Origin of the sequence: Streptomyces sp. NPDC060028 (assembly GCF_042736725.1) — a bacterium.
Lineage (GTDB): Bacteria > Actinomycetota > Actinomycetes > Streptomycetales > Streptomycetaceae > Streptomyces.
Window position 1 is genome coordinate 143,746 of record NZ_JBHWVJ010000002.1, and the last position, 14,272, is coordinate 158,017.

11 protein-coding genes and 1 pseudogene are annotated in these 14,272 nt (G+C 70.3%); 5 read left to right on the top strand and 7 right to left on the bottom strand.

Annotated features, from left to right (window positions below):
* Positions 1 to 2 precede the first annotated feature (2 nt).
* From ACFWBF_RS01795 to ACFWBF_RS01805, 3 genes are read right to left on the bottom strand one after another with little or no spacing between them, the layout of a single operon-like run.
* A complete protein-coding gene (locus ACFWBF_RS01795; RefSeq protein ID WP_385593546.1) occupies positions 3 to 1,232 on the bottom strand; it encodes a beta-ketoacyl-[acyl-carrier-protein] synthase family protein in 1,230 nt (409 codons plus the stop codon).
* Positions 1,229 to 2,245 (bottom strand): acyl-ACP desaturase, encoded by a 1,017-nt coding sequence (locus tag ACFWBF_RS01800; protein WP_385593549.1) that lies wholly within the window; start codon positions 2,243 to 2,245, stop codon positions 1,229 to 1,231. The genes ACFWBF_RS01795 and ACFWBF_RS01800 overlap by 4 nt, the downstream gene beginning before the upstream one ends.
* Before the next feature lie 57 nt (positions 2,246 to 2,302).
* On the bottom strand, positions 2,303 to 2,617 hold the full coding sequence (locus ACFWBF_RS01805) for an acyl carrier protein (protein WP_385593552.1): 315 nt from the start codon (positions 2,615 to 2,617) through the stop codon (positions 2,303 to 2,305).
* Between the two features lie 317 nt (positions 2,618 to 2,934).
* On the opposite strand from ACFWBF_RS01805, the gene ACFWBF_RS01810 reads away from it, so the two are divergent.
* Positions 2,935 to 3,834: a class I SAM-dependent methyltransferase gene (locus tag ACFWBF_RS01810; RefSeq protein ID WP_385593555.1), complete on the top strand. Its 900-nt coding sequence runs from the start codon at positions 2,935 to 2,937 to the stop codon at positions 3,832 to 3,834.
* A 72-nt stretch (positions 3,835 to 3,906) separates the two neighbouring features.
* Here ACFWBF_RS01810 and ACFWBF_RS01815 read toward each other — a convergent pair whose 3' ends face one another.
* The 4 genes and pseudogenes from ACFWBF_RS01815 to ACFWBF_RS01830 form a co-directional block, all read right to left on the bottom strand.
* Positions 3,907 to 5,316 carry a cytochrome P450 gene (locus ACFWBF_RS01815; RefSeq protein WP_385593558.1) on the bottom strand — a complete coding sequence of 470 codons (1,410 nt, stop codon included), beginning with the start codon at positions 5,314 to 5,316 and terminating at the stop codon, positions 3,907 to 3,909.
* Between the two features lie 150 nt (positions 5,317 to 5,466).
* On the bottom strand, positions 5,467 to 5,889 hold the full coding sequence (locus ACFWBF_RS01820; protein ID WP_385593560.1) for a nitroreductase family deazaflavin-dependent oxidoreductase: 423 nt from the start codon (positions 5,887 to 5,889) through the stop codon (positions 5,467 to 5,469).
* Between the two features lie 272 nt (positions 5,890 to 6,161).
* A pseudogene (locus ACFWBF_RS01825) lies at positions 6,162 to 7,099 on the bottom strand (IS3 family transposase); the annotation flags it as partial.
* Between the two features lie 108 nt (positions 7,100 to 7,207).
* Positions 7,208 to 7,762: an EF-hand domain-containing protein gene (locus ACFWBF_RS01830; RefSeq protein WP_385593562.1), complete on the bottom strand. Its 555-nt coding sequence runs from the start codon at positions 7,760 to 7,762 to the stop codon at positions 7,208 to 7,210.
* 98 nt (positions 7,763 to 7,860) lie between these two features.
* Between ACFWBF_RS01830 and ACFWBF_RS01835 the strand changes: the two genes are divergently transcribed.
* The 4 genes from ACFWBF_RS01835 to ACFWBF_RS01850 all read left to right on the top strand — a co-directional run bounded on the left by ACFWBF_RS01835 (position 7,861) and on the right by ACFWBF_RS01850 (position 14,052).
* Entirely contained in the window at positions 7,861 to 9,450 is a 1,590-nt protein-coding gene (locus tag ACFWBF_RS01835; RefSeq protein ID WP_385593565.1) for an aldehyde dehydrogenase family protein, read from the top strand.
* Positions 9,451 to 9,933: 483 nt separating this feature from the next.
* On the top strand, positions 9,934 to 10,881 hold the full coding sequence (locus tag ACFWBF_RS01840; protein WP_385593569.1) for a terpene synthase family protein: 948 nt from the start codon (positions 9,934 to 9,936) through the stop codon (positions 10,879 to 10,881).
* Positions 10,882 to 10,957: 76 nt separating this feature from the next.
* On the top strand, positions 10,958 to 12,559 hold the full coding sequence (locus ACFWBF_RS01845; protein ID WP_385593572.1) for a prenyltransferase/squalene oxidase repeat-containing protein: 1,602 nt from the start codon (positions 10,958 to 10,960) through the stop codon (positions 12,557 to 12,559).
* A gap of 101 nt (positions 12,560 to 12,660) precedes the next feature.
* Entirely contained in the window at positions 12,661 to 14,052 is a 1,392-nt protein-coding gene (locus tag ACFWBF_RS01850; RefSeq protein WP_385593575.1) for an SDR family NAD(P)-dependent oxidoreductase, read from the top strand.
* Positions 14,053 to 14,272 lie beyond the last annotated feature (220 nt).

Sequence of the window (14,272 nt, forward strand, 5' to 3'; positions counted from 1 at the left end):
GTTCAGGGCGCGGCGAAGACGAGTGCCGCGTTCTGTCCCCCGAAGCCGCAGGACGTGGACAGGGCAAGGTCCATGGCGACCGGTCGGGGGCGGGCGGTGACGATGTCCATCTCGTATCCGGTGTCCTGCTGGGCGAGGTTGGCTGTCGGTGGTACCTCCTGGCGTTCCAGTGCCAGGACCGTCAGGGCTGCCTCGATCGCTCCCGCGGCGCCCAGGGCATGTCCGATGACGCTCTTGGACGCGGTCACCGGGGGTGGGGCGCCGTTGAAGACGCGCAGCAGGGCCAGGGCTTCGGCTGCGTCACCGGCCGGGGTGGCGGTGCCGTGGGCGTTGACGTGTCCGACATTTCGGGGCGCGCATCCCGCATCGGCGAGAGCCTGCCGGACCGCCTGCTCCGCGCCCAGCCCTTGGGGGTGGGGGGATGTGGGGTGGTGGGCGTCCGCGGATGCGGCGTAGCCGCACAGCCGGGCGCGGATGGTTGCCCGACGGGCGTGTGCGTGGTCGGGGTGTTCGAGGACGAGGACGGCGGCGCCCTCGCCGAGGACGAAGCCGTCGCGGTCGGTGTCGAAGGGGCGGCACGCTTGTTCGGGATGTTCGGTGCGGGTGGACAGGGCCCGCATCTGGGCGAAGCTGGCTGCGGACATGCGGGAGCGGGCCGATTCGCTGCCGCCGGTCAGGACGATGTCGCAGGCGCCACTGAGGAGCAGGTCTCTGGCGACGCCGATGGCGGTGGCGCCGGAGGCGCAGGCGCTGGAGACGGTGAAGTTGGGGCCCCGGGCGCCGGTGTCGATGGCGATCTCGCCCGCGATCATGTTGGGCACGCTGCGGGGCAAGCCCAGTGGGGACACGCTCCTCGCGCGGCCCTCGCCGAGGCGGGTGAACTCTTTGACGTAGGTCTGCAGGCTGTTGGCTCCGACACCGAGGACGACAGCGACCCGTTCGGGGCGAAGGGCGGTCATGTCCAGGTGCGCGTCGATCAGGGCGCGGCGGGCGGCGACCAGGCCCAGGTGTGCGAACCGGTCCAGACGGCCCGCGAGCCGGATACCGAGCTCGGCGGCGGGGTCGAAGTCCGGGACGGCGCACGCGATGTCCACGGGGAGATCCGCCAGGCCCGGGTCCTTGCGGGCGAGCGAGCGTCCGGCTGCCATCGTCTTCCAAACGCTCTCGGCGTCGTGACCCGCGGCCGTGACCAATCCCAGGCCCGTGATGAGTACGTCCCCGCGTCCGGTCATCGGTCTACTCCTTGGCGGTCTTCACGGGGCTGTCCGTTCTGTGGGGAGCCGGTGTCCGTGGCGGTGCGTAACGTCCGCGACCGCATGCGGGCGCGTAGATCCTGCAGTCGGGCTGACTTGGCGGCGAGGACTTCCAGGTGCCGGCCGATGCGCTCTCTGCCCTGTTCGCCCTGCGGGCCCAGGCCGGGGTACTCCATGACGCGCAGGGTCCGCAGCAGGGGCAGCAGGACGTGCTGCTGGTGGTGGGTGATGTCGTAGATGCCGGCAGCCGCGATGCGGGCGGCTCTGGCCTGGAATCCGGGGATGGCGTGGCCGGGCATGCGGAAGTCGCAGACGACGTCGGCGAGAGCGGCGACGAAGTCGTCGGGGGCCAGTGCGAGTATGTCGGCGCACAGCGACCGGTAGAAGACCATGTGGAGGTTCTCATCGGCGGCGATGCGGCTCATCAAGCGGGCGCCGTGCGGCTCCCCGCATGCCTGGCCGGCGTTGCGGTGCGCCTCTCGGGTGGCGAGTTCCTGGACGGTGACGTAGGCCAGCCCATGGGCGAGGGAGGGCTGGCGGCCGTCGTAGCCAGTGCTGACGTGCGCCATGCGGGCACGCTCCAGTACCACCGGGTCCACGCCGCGCACCGCATGCAGGTAGGCGCGCAGCGCCTCGGCGTGCCTGCCTTCTTCCGCGGTCCAGAGGTGCACCCAGGTCCCCCAGGCGGTGTCACGGCCGAAGCAGGAGGCGATCTCGTGGTGGTAGCTGGGCAGGTTGTCCTCGGTCAGTAGGTTGACCAGCAAGGCGTCCCGCACAGCAGGTGCCAGCGGTGACTGGGCCGGGTGCCAGGGCAGGCCGCCGAGGGGGCCGTCGAAGTCCCGGGCCGCGTTCCACGGCACGTACTGGTGGGGGAACCACTCCACCGCCGTGCCCAAGTGCCTCTCCAGGTGGCCGGCCACAGCCGGTTCGAGCTCGCGCAGCAGGCCCGCATGCCGGCGGCCTGCATCTGCGGTGGTGCGGAGGTCATTCATGATGGTGCGGCGTTCTCCTGATCCTGCGTGCGTGTGGTGACGTGCAGCCTGGGGTGCTCATCCGCCGTCGCGGGGCGTGGGCAGGTGCTGTTCCGCCGACGGGGCGCTCGGGCTGGCGGCGGCGGCGCTCTTGATGACCCCTGCCGCATCGCGCAGAGTGCTGGCGAGGGAGAGGTCCTGCAGCTGGTCCAAGAGCTCGACACCGCTGCGGTCCTCCAGGACCACCATCAATTCCATGAGCGCCAGCGAGTCCAGGCCGAGCTCGTCGAGCGTCGCGGCCGCGTGCAGTTGGTCGCGCGGTACGTCGAAGTATTCGTGCACCAGATCCGCGAGAGCAGCCTCGTCGAAGTCCTGCACTACGTTCACCGTCACGGCTTGTCCCCTCAGGCATGGTGGATCCGTCCGGCCTGACAACCGCGCACGGGCCGGAAAGTCACTGGCACGGCAAGTGCGCCAGCCTCCGCCCGCCGAACTGCCCTGCCACTTCACTGGTGACGGGACACCTGATCGACGGGCGTGGGCGTGGGTACGTGCGGTGGGTGGCCGCCGCCCGGTACGCCATCCGGGTGATCGTCGATTTGATCACCTCATGGTCCGATGGCACGGTTGCGGCCCGGAGCCGCGCCGCGAAGGACAGCGGGTCGACGAAGGGCAGGGCTTCATGGGCCATCACCGGGAGCAGACAGAACATGACCCCTACGACGACGGGTGCGACCGCCACGGACATCGAGTTCCACTACGACGTCGGCAACGACTTCTACGCTCTGTGGCTCGATGAGACGCTCAGCTATTCCGCGGCTCTGTGGGACGGCATCGAGGACGACGGATCCCAGCCCGACGTGCTCGCCCAGGCACAGCGCGCCAAGCTCCGTCACCACTTGGACCAGTCCGCGCTCCCGCCAGGAGGCCGGCTCCTGGACGTCGGCTGCGGATGGGGCGGACTACTGGCTCTGGCGTGCGAAGTGGGGCGTGCTGGTGCGGCAACCGGGCTGACCCTCAGCCGCGCGCAGCTGGCGCACGTGCACTCCCTGCAGCTGCCAGGAGTGCAGGCCCGCCTTGAGGACTGGCGCTCCCACGTCCCGGAATCTCCCTATGACGCCATCGTCTCCATCGAGGCCTTCGAAGCCTTCGCCGGTCCGGGGCTGACCCCCGCCGAACGCGTACGGACCTACGCGGACTTTTTCAGCGCGTGTCACAGCTGGCTGGTGCCCGGAGGCACGCTGTCCCTCCAGACGATCGCCTTCGACGCCGGAGTCGACGCCGACGGGCCGGTCGGCGCGTTCTTCGCCAGTGACGTCTTCCCCGCCTCGGCGCTACCGCGCCTTGCGGAGATCACCGCAGCCTGCGACGCCCACTTCTCCGTGACCGCCATCAAAAGCGAGCCCCGCGACTACATCCGCACCCTGCGCGCCTGGTCCGCGCGGCTACGGGCCGAGCGCGACCACGCCCAGCAGGCGGTGGGCGCGGACACCTACCAGCGCTACCGCCTGTACCTCAAAGCCTGCGAGGTGCTCTTCCTGCGCGGAGAGGTGACCCTGTACCGCGTGAGCATGCGCCGCCGCACAGGACCACTTCGCCTGCCGGTGTAGGTGTGGTCGGCGTTCGCCCAAGAAAACGACGCGGATTCGGCAGGGGCACACATCACAACGGCCGAGGACCGCTCACGTCTGCGTTGGTGGTGCGGGTTGCCTTGGGGCGCCGACGCCGGGCCGTGCTGTCGCCGTCATGACGAGCCGGTTCGGCCGGGTGACCACGCCCGGTACCGCTCGCACTCTGCGGTGAGGGTCGGCTGGGCGCAGTTGGAAGCGGGCGGCCAGGGCCGCCAGGGCGATCGGGGCGATGAGGCCGGCGAACGGGGCGCCGATGCAGCGGTGTGCGCCTGTGCTGAAGGGCAGGTAGGCGTCCCTGAGGGCAAGGGGGTTGGCGTCCGCGGGCCAGCGGTGGGGGTCGAAGGTGTGCGGGTGGGGGTAGTGGGCGGGGTCGCGGTGGATGCCGTAGAGGTTGACGAGGACCTCGGCGCCGCGCGGAAGGCGGAATCCGCCGATGTTCACCTCGTGCAGTACGTTGCGGGGCACCACCGGGACCGGGTACAGGCGCAGGACTTCCATGACGGCCCGGGTGGTGACGGGAAGATGTTCCAGGGCCGTGCGCGGCAGGGGTTGGCCGCGGTTGAACAGCGCGTCCCCCTCGTTGTGGACGGCCTGTTCCGCCTTCGGGTTGCGGGCCAGTTCGTGCCAGGCCCATGCCAGCGTCATGGCGGTGGCTTCACTGCTGGCCACCAGGAAGGTGATGAGCTCGTCGACCACGGCCGCCTGTGTGATCCGGGAGGATCCCCGGGCTGGGCACGCCGACAGTTCCAGCAGGCTCAGCACATCATCGCCGCCACCGAGCCGGTGATGGGCGGGCAGCGCGCCTGCGACCTGTCGCAGGCGGTGTGTCACCTGCCTACGGGCGATGCATTCCGGGGTGGGCAGCGCCGGCCCCCACCCGGGCGTCAGCATGCGCAACAGGACTCCCCGTGAGAGAGGGGCTGCCTTGGCGGCCAGCCAGGAGACCGTCTCCTGGTCAATTTCGGAACGGAAGAGACAGCGGACGGTGAGGTCGGCACTGAGCCGCAGCATCTCGCGGTCCACATCCATGGCTGTACCCAGCGGGAGGCGCTCCGCGTACTGGGAGGCGACCTCACCGATCAGAGGCGTGATACGGGCGAGCGAGGCACGGCTGAACGCGGGTGTCAGGATGCGCCGGTGCTCGCGATGTTCTCCACCTTCCAGGGTGAGCAGCCCCTCCCCCGTCACGGGGCGGAAGCCGCGGATCACCCGCTTGCGGCCGAAGGCCCTCGTCTTGTCAGCCAGGACCTCCTGGGCCAGCTCCCCGTCACTGACCACGTACTTCGTCACCGGGCCGAACTGCAGCTTCGCCAGCGGCGCACCCGAGCCCAGCTCCGCCAGCGCCGGCAGCAAACCGCGCCGCATCAGTGGCAGATGACCCAGCGGCCCCCAGTGTCCGGGCGCCCGGGGAGCATCGAGACCTGTGGGGATCTCGGCCTTGCCGCCGGTTTCACTCGTCACTGCTCGCCTCTGGATCACACCCTCCCAACGGTCTGGGGAGAGCTGAGGTCACCGGCCCACCACACCGGCCGCCTACTCCTACCGGGTACACGCGTACGAGGGGCTGCGCGCTGCCGAAAGAAGGCCGCGTCAGCGAGATCGATAATGAGGCTACAGCTGCAGGTGAAAGATCCGCAGGTCGCGCCCGGAGCGCTCCTGGTAGTCCTGATAGTCGCTGGAGAGGCTCACGAACCTTCGCCAGACCCCGTCCCGTTCCCCGCCCGTGAGCAACCGGGCCGAGACCGGCAGTTGCCGGCCCGCCACACATACGGCGGCCACCGGCTCCTTAAGGAGGTTCACACTCCATCCAGGATGCCGGGCGAGCCCGAAATTCGAGGCCACAACCGCATAGCCACCTGCGTGATCGACGTAGAACAACGGTGTGGGAGTCGAGCGTCCCGACCGGGCTCCGACCGTCGTCAGCAGCAGCGAAGAGATCCCGAGCACCCGCCCGGCACTGAACCTCCCGCAGGTGCGAACCTGCACCGCCCTATCGAGTGGCATGACCAGCTTCCGCATCACCACGGCAGCCATCCGCGACGGGACGATTCTGTTCAGCGCACGAAAAACCGAACCGCCCGCAGGCGTTGCCTCCCCCGCCACAGGTGCCGGATACCGCCCACCCGTGGGCCGTCCTGGCCTTGCGGCCGCGTCCTCGGACGATTCGATTGCTGACCGTTGCCCATACATACCCTTCAAACGTACGAAGCACGTCCCGGGTCACCGCCCACATACCTCCGGCTTCGATGTCTCCACCGGCGCCGCAGAGTAAGAGGGGCTGATGCAGGTTCGGGTGACAGGTTCGGTCACGCGACCTGAAGGGCCGGTGTCGTCATGACGGTCTCGAATTCGATGGGGGTCAGCCTGCCGAGCGAGGCTTGCCTGCGGCGTCGGTGATAGGTCCTCTCGATCCAGGTGACGATGGCGATCCGCAGTTCCTGGCGGGTGGCCCACGTACGGCGGTCGAGGACGTTCTTCTGCAGCAGGCTGAAGAAGGACTCCATGGCCGCGTTGTCACCGGCAGCCCCGACTCTTCCTATGGAGCCGGCCATCCGGTGCCGGTCGAGCGCCCGGACGAATTTCCGGGACCGGAACTGCGATCCGCGATCGCTGTGCAGAATGCATCCGGCGACGTGCTCGCGCCGGGCCACGGCGTTGTCCAGGGCGGCGACGGCCAGGCGGGACTTCATGCGCGTGTCGATGGAGTAGCCCACGATCCGCTTGCTGAAGACGTCCTTGATCGCGCAGAGATACAGCTTCCCCTCGCCGGTGGTGTGTTCGGTGATGTCGGTGAGCCACAGCCGGTTCGGGCCGGTCGCGGTGAAGCCGCGGCGAACGAGATCGTCGTGCACCGGCGGGCCGGCCTTCTTGTTCCGGCCGCGCCGGTCGGCCATGCCGGATCCCGCGCTGCGGGCCTCGTCGGCCAGGAAGCGGTAGCCGAACTCCGGGTCCTCACGGTGGGCGTCGAACAACGCGTTCGCGCGAGCGGCCCGCTCGACCTCGGCGTCGGTCACCGGCCGCTCCAGCCACCGGTAGTAGGGCGCTCTGGCGAGCTTGAGGACCCGGCACGTGACCGTGACGGGAATGCCGTCCGTGGCCAGCTCTTTCACGAACGGGTAGATCCTTTTCCCGGGAGATCCGCCTGGGACAGGTAGGCCGCAGCCCGGCGCAGGACCTCGTTCTCCTGCTCCAGCAGCTTGATACGCCGACGCGCTTCGCGCAGCTCCGCGCTCTCCTGACAGTCGCGACGAAGGGCGGGGTGGGCATCTGGATCAAGGACCTCACCCGGACCACTCCTTGACCACAACCGAATACGCGCCCTAGCAGCCCGGGGGATCGCTACCCCGAGGGATCAGAGTCCGCCGAAGAGCAGGTTGCCCGGGGCGTCCTCCTCGGTGCCCGTGTAGTACTCGCGTACCGCGTGGAGGAGTTCGTCGACGGTCAGGGTGCCGTCGCCGTCGGCGTCGATCCGCTGGAACAGCGTCTCAGCGTCGGCGGGGCTCAGCCGGGTGTCGAAGGCCTCCTGGGCCTTGTGGAACTCCTCCGGGCTGATGCGCCCGTCGCCGTCGGTGTCGACGATCGTGAGGATCGCCTGGACCATCGGCCGGAACGAGCGGTCGTAGGCGGGCCCGCCCTGTGCGTACAGGCGGGTCATGCCCACCTTGTACTCCTCGGGCGTGACCTTGCCGTCCCGGTCGATGTCCAGCTCGGTGAACAGGTCCTGCCAGAAGTCGGTCAGGCCGCCCATCACCAGCGTCGCCTTCGGTGAGGTGGCCGGCTCCGCGAGGGCCGACAGCAGCCGGGACCCGAGCGCGATGATGTCGTCGGCGTCGATCACGCCGCTCCGGTCGGCGTCCAGGTGGGTGAAGGCGCGGTCCAGCTTGCGGTCGAGCAGGTCGTTCGTCATGTCGGGTGCCTTTCACGGCTACGGAGCGTGGGTTGATCACTACCTAGCGTAGTCTCTCTCTGATCGTGAACTCCCGTTCTCCTGCTAGGAAGTTGTGGATGCACTCTTACGAGGTATGGGTGGCCGGCGCCGAGGAGCCCGGTATCCGTTGGGTCTACTGGCCGCGGGTGGGTCAACTGCTGCGCGAGCCGTTCCGGGTGCTCGGCCTCAAAGCGCGGCTGGAGCGCGGCGAGGACCTCCCGTACGACGACCGCCTGCTCGCCGGCCGGGTCGCGCTGTCCGCTCCCGAGCAGGGGCTGCGCGCCCTGGCCGCCGCCCGCGCCGCCCAGCCGGCCTGGGCGGGGGTTCGGCTCGCCGACCGGCTGGAGCTGCTGCACGGGGTCCGCCGGGACGTCGTCGAGCGCCACGACGAGCTTTCCGCGCTCCTGGTGGCCGAGGGGCACCCGGTACGGCTCGCCGCCTGGGAACTGGCGTCCTTGGCCTGTGCGTTCCACCCGGACTCGGTAGCCGAGTACGCCGCCCAGTTGGGGCAGCCGGAGCGGATCTCGGCGGGCCGCCGCATCCGCATGGTGCGCAAGGCCGACGGAGTGGTGTGCCTGAGCCCGCCGCGCAACGCACCGACCTCCAACTCCTTCTACGGGGTGGTGGCGCTGGCCGCGGGCAACGCCCTGGTCGTCAACGCGCCGCCGACCGCCCCGCTCGGCGTCAGTTTCGTCTACCGGGAGATTGTGGCCCCGCTCCTGGAGAAGCTCGGTGCCCCGGCCGGCACCCTGAGCGTGCTCTCGACGCACGGCCGCGCCGTGATGCGGCAGTGGCTGGACAGCCCCGACTGCGACGACATCGTCTTCTTCGGGGGCTCGAAGCAGGGCCTCAAGCTGGAGCGGGAGTGCGTGGTCGCGGGAAAGAAGCCCGTACTCGAACTCTCCGGCAACGACGGCGTGCTGGTGTGGGCCGACGCCGAGGCCGACCTCGCCGCGCAGGCCCTGTGCGAGCGGTACTACGGCTCCGGCCAGATCTGCATGACCCCGAAATTCGCCATCGTCCACCCGGAGGTCGCGGACCGTCTCCTGAAGGAACTCATCGAGCGGGTCGGGGACATCCGGCCCGGGCCGCCCGAGGACCCGGACACGGTGCTCAGTCCGGTGGTCAAGCGAGCGGAGTTCACCGAGTTCCTCGACGAGGTGCTGGCGGCCGGCGGTGAACTGCTGTGCGGCGGCGAGTTCGTGGACGTGGACGACGTACCGGCCGCCGCCGGGCCGTTCATCCGCCCGGCCGTCGTCCGGGTGAACGGCCTGGCCACGGCCGCGCGGCTGCGCGCGCTCCGCGAGGAGACCTTCTTCCCGCTGCTGTGCGTGGTCGTCCCCGAGGCGCCGCTGGGCATCGAAGAGGCCATCGGCTTCCTCAACGCCAACCGCTACGGACTGCGCAACTCCCTGTGGACGCAGGACGAGGGGATCGCCGAGCGGTTCTGCGCGGAAGTGAACAACGGCGGCATGCTGAAGGTCAACGACTCGCACATCGGCTGCCTCCCGGTGCTCCCGTCCAACGGCGGCACCGGCGCCACGGGCGGCATCTTCGGCGAGGCCAACCAGCCCGCCGTGCGCACCACCCACCTCCAGTCGATCGCCGTCGCCACCCTGGTCCGGCCCCGGGAGTCGGTGTTCGACCACGCGGCGGGCGTGATGTGAAACCGGGCGGCCGGTCCTTGCTGGCCGCAACCTTCCGGGAGGTGTGGGCGAGGACCTGGTGGGTCGGGCGGGCCTGCTCGGCGAGGTCTTGGCCGGCGCGGCGGGCGCCGCGGGAGGCGTTGACGAGGAGGGTGGCCATCAGGGAGGCGAGGACGTCGTGGCCCGTGGCATCAGTGATGGACAGGTGCAGGGTGTCGTTGTCGAAGCTGTAGTCCTGCGATACCACACCTTTGGCCGGGGCCTGGGCAAGCACCAGATGGTGCCGGCTGGCCCTACTCGATCGTTGCCGCCTTGGAGACCGGCCGCACCTCGTGGACGCCCCTACTGGACGCCGCAGCGTGGCGCCGGGCACGTCGCTCCATCAGATTCGTGCCGCCCGCTTCGCACAGCGTGACCGTTCGCGGAGAGGCGCGGCTCCTCACCCGCGGCCGTCACCTCTTGGTGGCGTTCCCCGGCAGGCCGTGCTCTGTCAAGATCTGGGATATGACTGATAGTTCGCGCGCGTCTGCGTTCCGTAGTTCCGAGGCGGTGTTGCTGTGGGCGCGGGAGGCCGGGCTCGTGGCGGATGCCCCTGCGGAGCGTCGCCTTGCCCGGATGCGGCTGGAGGTACTGGCTGAGGGCGCCCTGCCGCACGGCAGGACTTGCGACGTGGCGCTGACCGGTCAGTGGGCGGCGTTCATCTGCTGGGTGGACGACCACATCGACCGCTACGGCCTGGAGTGGGCGGCGGGGGAGTTCGAGCGGTTCGCCGCTCCTTTGCGGGAGGTCTTCACCGCCGACGCGGGCGTGCCGTCGACGACATCCCCGCACGCGGTGGTGCTGTCGGGGCTGTGGGAGCGTACGGCCGCGGGAATGCCGGATGTCTGGCGCGCTCGGTTTGCCGCCGAGTACCTCGACTTCCTGGACGCCAGTGAGGAGGAAGTGGCGCTGCGGCGGGCGGGGGTGCTGTTGCCGGTGGCGGACTATGTGCGGTTGCGTCGTCGCACCATCACGCTGCTGCCCATGCTGGTCGTTCTCGAGCGCACGGGCGGCGCCCCGGTGGTGGAGACGGCAGGGGTGGCGGCCGGACTGCGGGATTTGCGGTGGGCGGTGGCCGATGTGGCGGGTTGGGCGAACGACCTCGCGTCGGAGGCGGACGATGCCGCTGCCGGGCAGGACAATCTGGTCGCAGCCCTCGCCCGGGAAGAGGCCTGCTCCAAGGTCGCGGCCCGTCTGCGGGTGTCCGCGATGATCGAGGAGCGCCGAGCTGGTTTCCGGGCCGACGCGTCGGCTCTGCGGACGGGCAGGGGTGTGCTGCCCGAGCAGCCGGGACTGTGCCGGTATGTGGATCTGGTGGAGAACTTCATGGCTGCCACGCTGCACTGGCTGGCCGTCACCGGCCGCTTCGCATCCGGACCGTCAGTGCCATACCCCCCGGCGAACCAGTTCTGACCGCCGGCAGCAGCCGTAGTTTCTTCTTGGCGCACGGGGCAACGGCCCGGTGCGACGATGCCCAGAACGGATCTTGATGAGAATCACCTCGCTGACCAAGGGCATGCCCTACTGGCCCCAGGACGCTTTACCCGACGGCCTGATACCGGCCACCGCACGGCTGCGCTCCCGTGTCCAGGAACGGATCGGCCCGGACGGTTCGGTGCGCGATCCGTGCCACAGCCGGGTCCTTGAATCGGCACTGCTGCTGGCGCTGCTGGACCGCACCCGCTCACACCCCGCAGCCCGCGCCCGCCTCGCCGACTACCTCACCACCCAGTGCGACTGCCCCGAGCCGCTGGACCGCCTCCTGGCCCGAACCGCCCTGAACCGGCATACGGATCCGGCCGACCGGGTGGATATGGACCACGTCCTGGACCAGGCCCCCGCCTTCACCGGCCCCCGCAAAGGCGCCCTGCTCCACGCCATCCTCCTCCTGCTCGGCGGCGCGCCCACGACACCGGCTCCGGCGCCTGCGGCATACAGGCTGGAGGGCCTGCACTCCTGGGCACGGGTGCAGGTCATCGCGGTCAAAGCCGTCCTGGCCCACGCCTACGGCGAGGCGGGAGGCATCGGGGAAGGCGAGCTGGAGATGCTGCGCTCCACCCAGCGCGCGGGGAGCGTGTGGGAGGGCAACCTCCTCATCCACCTGTCCGTCCTGCACGCCCTTACCCCAGTGGCCGCTGAACAGCACCTCGTCGCCGAGGGGATACGCACCGCGCTGGCGTATCAGCGCGGTGACGGGGGAATACCGTTCATCTGCGACGAGGACACCTGGCTGACCGTCACCGCCGGCGTCGCGCTGCAGACAGCCGGGGCGCCGAAGCCGATCGTCGACGCCGTCGCCCGGCGCGTGAGCGCTCTGCAGCACGCGGGAGGTGGCTGGTCCTACACCGACAGCGCCCGCCTGCCCGATGTGGACTGCACCTCCGTTGCCGCCGAAGTCCTCCACCTCGCCGACCCCCTCGCGCACCGGGCCTCCATCAGCGGGACCCTTGCCGCCCTGCACACGCTGAAGGGGCCGGAGGGCGGCTTCCCCACCTACCTGGCCGGCGCACCGTCGGAAGCCTCCATGACCGCTGCCGCCGTCAACGCTCTGACCACCCAAGGCCCCGCCCACCGCCACACGATCGAGGCAGCACTGGCATTCCTCGCCTCCCAGCAGCGCGCCGACGGCTCCTTCCCTCCGGACTGGAGCAGCAGCCGACTGCACACCGTCTTTCGCGCGGTCCTGGCTGCCTCCCACCACCCAAGCCCCGCCAGCTCCAGCGGCCACCGAATCATCCGGCGGGCCCTGGCGCTCGTCGCAAACTCGCAGAACGCCGACGGTGGGTGGGGCCAGCAGGACGGGGCGGCGAGCGACGCCCTGAGCACCGCGTACGCGCTGATCGCCTTGTCCACGCAGGGCTCTCCCGGCCCCGCCGCACGAGGAATTCGCTACCTCCTCACCCGGCAACGCCCCGATGGATCCATCGCCGGCGTCCCTGACTCGATCGGACCGCGCCCCTTCGGTTTCACCGTCCCCGCCCTCGCGGACGTCTTCACCCTGCTCGCCTTCGGACACCTCACCCACCGCCTGACCCCCGCACGACACCCCGCGCACGCCCGCCGCGCCGAGGACGAACCCGCCCTGAACTAACCCCCCGGGGTGCGCCGGGCACAGCCCGCAGGTCCACGAACGAGATCCCAGCACATCCATCGGCGCCGCGGCGCCGGCCCCGAAGAAAGAGATGACTCGCCATGACACAAAACAGCCACCCCGCGCCCGCCCCGGCCACCCTGAAGGGCAGCGTGTGCCTGGTGACCGGCGGAGCGCAAGGCATCGGCCTGGCCATCACCCGGGCGCTCGCCCGCCACGGCGCACGCGTCCACGTCGCCGCGCTCACCCCCGACCACCTCCAATCGGCGGCCGCCGAACTCGAGGAGGCCGGGCTGGGCGGGCTCGTCACCTTCCACCATGTCGATGTCAGCGACCGCGCCGCCTTCGAGCGGTGCATCGCCGACGTCCACACCGGGGCCGGACGACTGGACATCCTGGTCAACAACGCCGCCTTCACCCAATGGCGCGACGTCGCCGACATGAGCGTCGAGGACGCCGAGAAGACGATGCGCACCGGATACGACGCCATGGTCTACGGCACCAAAGCCGTCCTGCCCCTCATGCACGCGGCCGGCCGCGGGCACATCGTCAACATGGGCTCCGCCGCCGGCGTCGTCTTCGTCAAAGGGCCCTCGGCCGCGTACGCGGCGGCAAAAGCCGCGATCAACGCCTACACCCAGATCCTGTCCGGCGAACTCACCGGCACCCACCTACACGCCATGCTGGTGCGGCCCGGCACCGTGGGCGGCACCGAATTCTTCGGCCGCCACGTCCCCTCCCAGCGCATGCCACGCCTCGCCGACTTTCTCCCCGTCTCCACCCCCGAACACGTCGCCGACGCCATCATCGAGGGCATCCTCAAGCGCCGCACCATCGTGGACGTGCCCGGCTACCTCCCCGCCATGTACCGCGCCTACGCCATGGCCCCCGGCCTCCTGCGCACCGTGACCGCCCTCGGCGGACCCGCCCGCCGCAACTACGCCAACCCCACCCCCGCCAAGAGGGCGCCCCGTCCCCGCCCCGCCCCGCCCACGGCCGACAACCTCGCCTTCCGCGTCATGAACAAGATCGGCCCCTCCCGCGCCGCAGGCGCGCTCATGCGCGCCGCGATGGTCCCCTTCGACACCGCCCTCCAGGGACAAACCCAGGGACGGCTCAGCGTCGGCCGCGCCCTCGGCGTGGCTTCCCTGCTCCTGACCACCACCGGCGCCCGCACCGGCCAGCCCCGCCCCACCCCCCTCTTCTACGTCGAACACGCCGACGGCTACGCCGTCATCGGCTCCAACTTCGGCCAGGCCCGCCACCCCGCCTGGACCACCAACCTCCTCAAGGACCCCACCGCCACCGTCACCACCGCAGGAGCCGACATCCCGGTCACCGCCCGCCTCCTCACCGGCACCGAGCGCGAAGAAGCCTGGAACAAGATCCTCACCCTCTCCCCCGGCTACCAGACCTACAACGACCGCTCAGGCCGCAACCTGCGCATCTTCCACCTCCAGCCCACCAACCCCGACACCCAGCCCCGCCCGTAACAACACCCACCCCCACCTGCGCAACCGGTCCACCGCAGCCCCGGCTCGTGGGCTGCAGACGGAGTCCAGGGGCCGAGTTCAGCAGCAGGGGGACTCGCTATCACCCGCCGGCGACGGGCAGGCTGCCACCAGTGACCGCATCCGCCGAACCAGAAGCGCTCGCGGCGCCGTTCGCCTGCGACCCGCGAGTACCGCGACCAACAGCCGGAGGGCTTGCGAC

Bases quoted from the DNA above. Each gene is read 5' to 3' on its own strand.
- ACFWBF_RS01795 (WP_385593546.1), bottom strand. From the start codon at position 1,232: ATGACCGGACGCGGGGACGTACTCATCACGGGCCTGGGATTGGTCACG.
- ACFWBF_RS01800 (WP_385593549.1), bottom strand. From the start codon at position 2,245: ATGAATGACCTCCGCACCACCGCAGATGCAGGCCGCCGGCATGCGGGC.
- ACFWBF_RS01810 (WP_385593555.1), top strand. From the start codon at position 2,935: ATGACCCCTACGACGACGGGTGCGACCGCCACGGACATCGAGTTCCAC.
- ACFWBF_RS01820 (WP_385593560.1), bottom strand. From the start codon at position 5,889: ATGGCTGCCGTGGTGATGCGGAAGCTGGTCATGCCACTCGATAGGGCG.
- ACFWBF_RS01830 (WP_385593562.1), bottom strand. From the start codon at position 7,762: ATGACGAACGACCTGCTCGACCGCAAGCTGGACCGCGCCTTCACCCAC.
- ACFWBF_RS01835 (WP_385593565.1), top strand. From the start codon at position 7,861: ATGCACTCTTACGAGGTATGGGTGGCCGGCGCCGAGGAGCCCGGTATC.
- ACFWBF_RS01840 (WP_385593569.1), top strand. From the start codon at position 9,934: ATGACTGATAGTTCGCGCGCGTCTGCGTTCCGTAGTTCCGAGGCGGTG.
- ACFWBF_RS01845 (WP_385593572.1), top strand. From the start codon at position 10,958: ATGAGAATCACCTCGCTGACCAAGGGCATGCCCTACTGGCCCCAGGAC.
- ACFWBF_RS01850 (WP_385593575.1), top strand. From the start codon at position 12,661: ATGACACAAAACAGCCACCCCGCGCCCGCCCCGGCCACCCTGAAGGGC.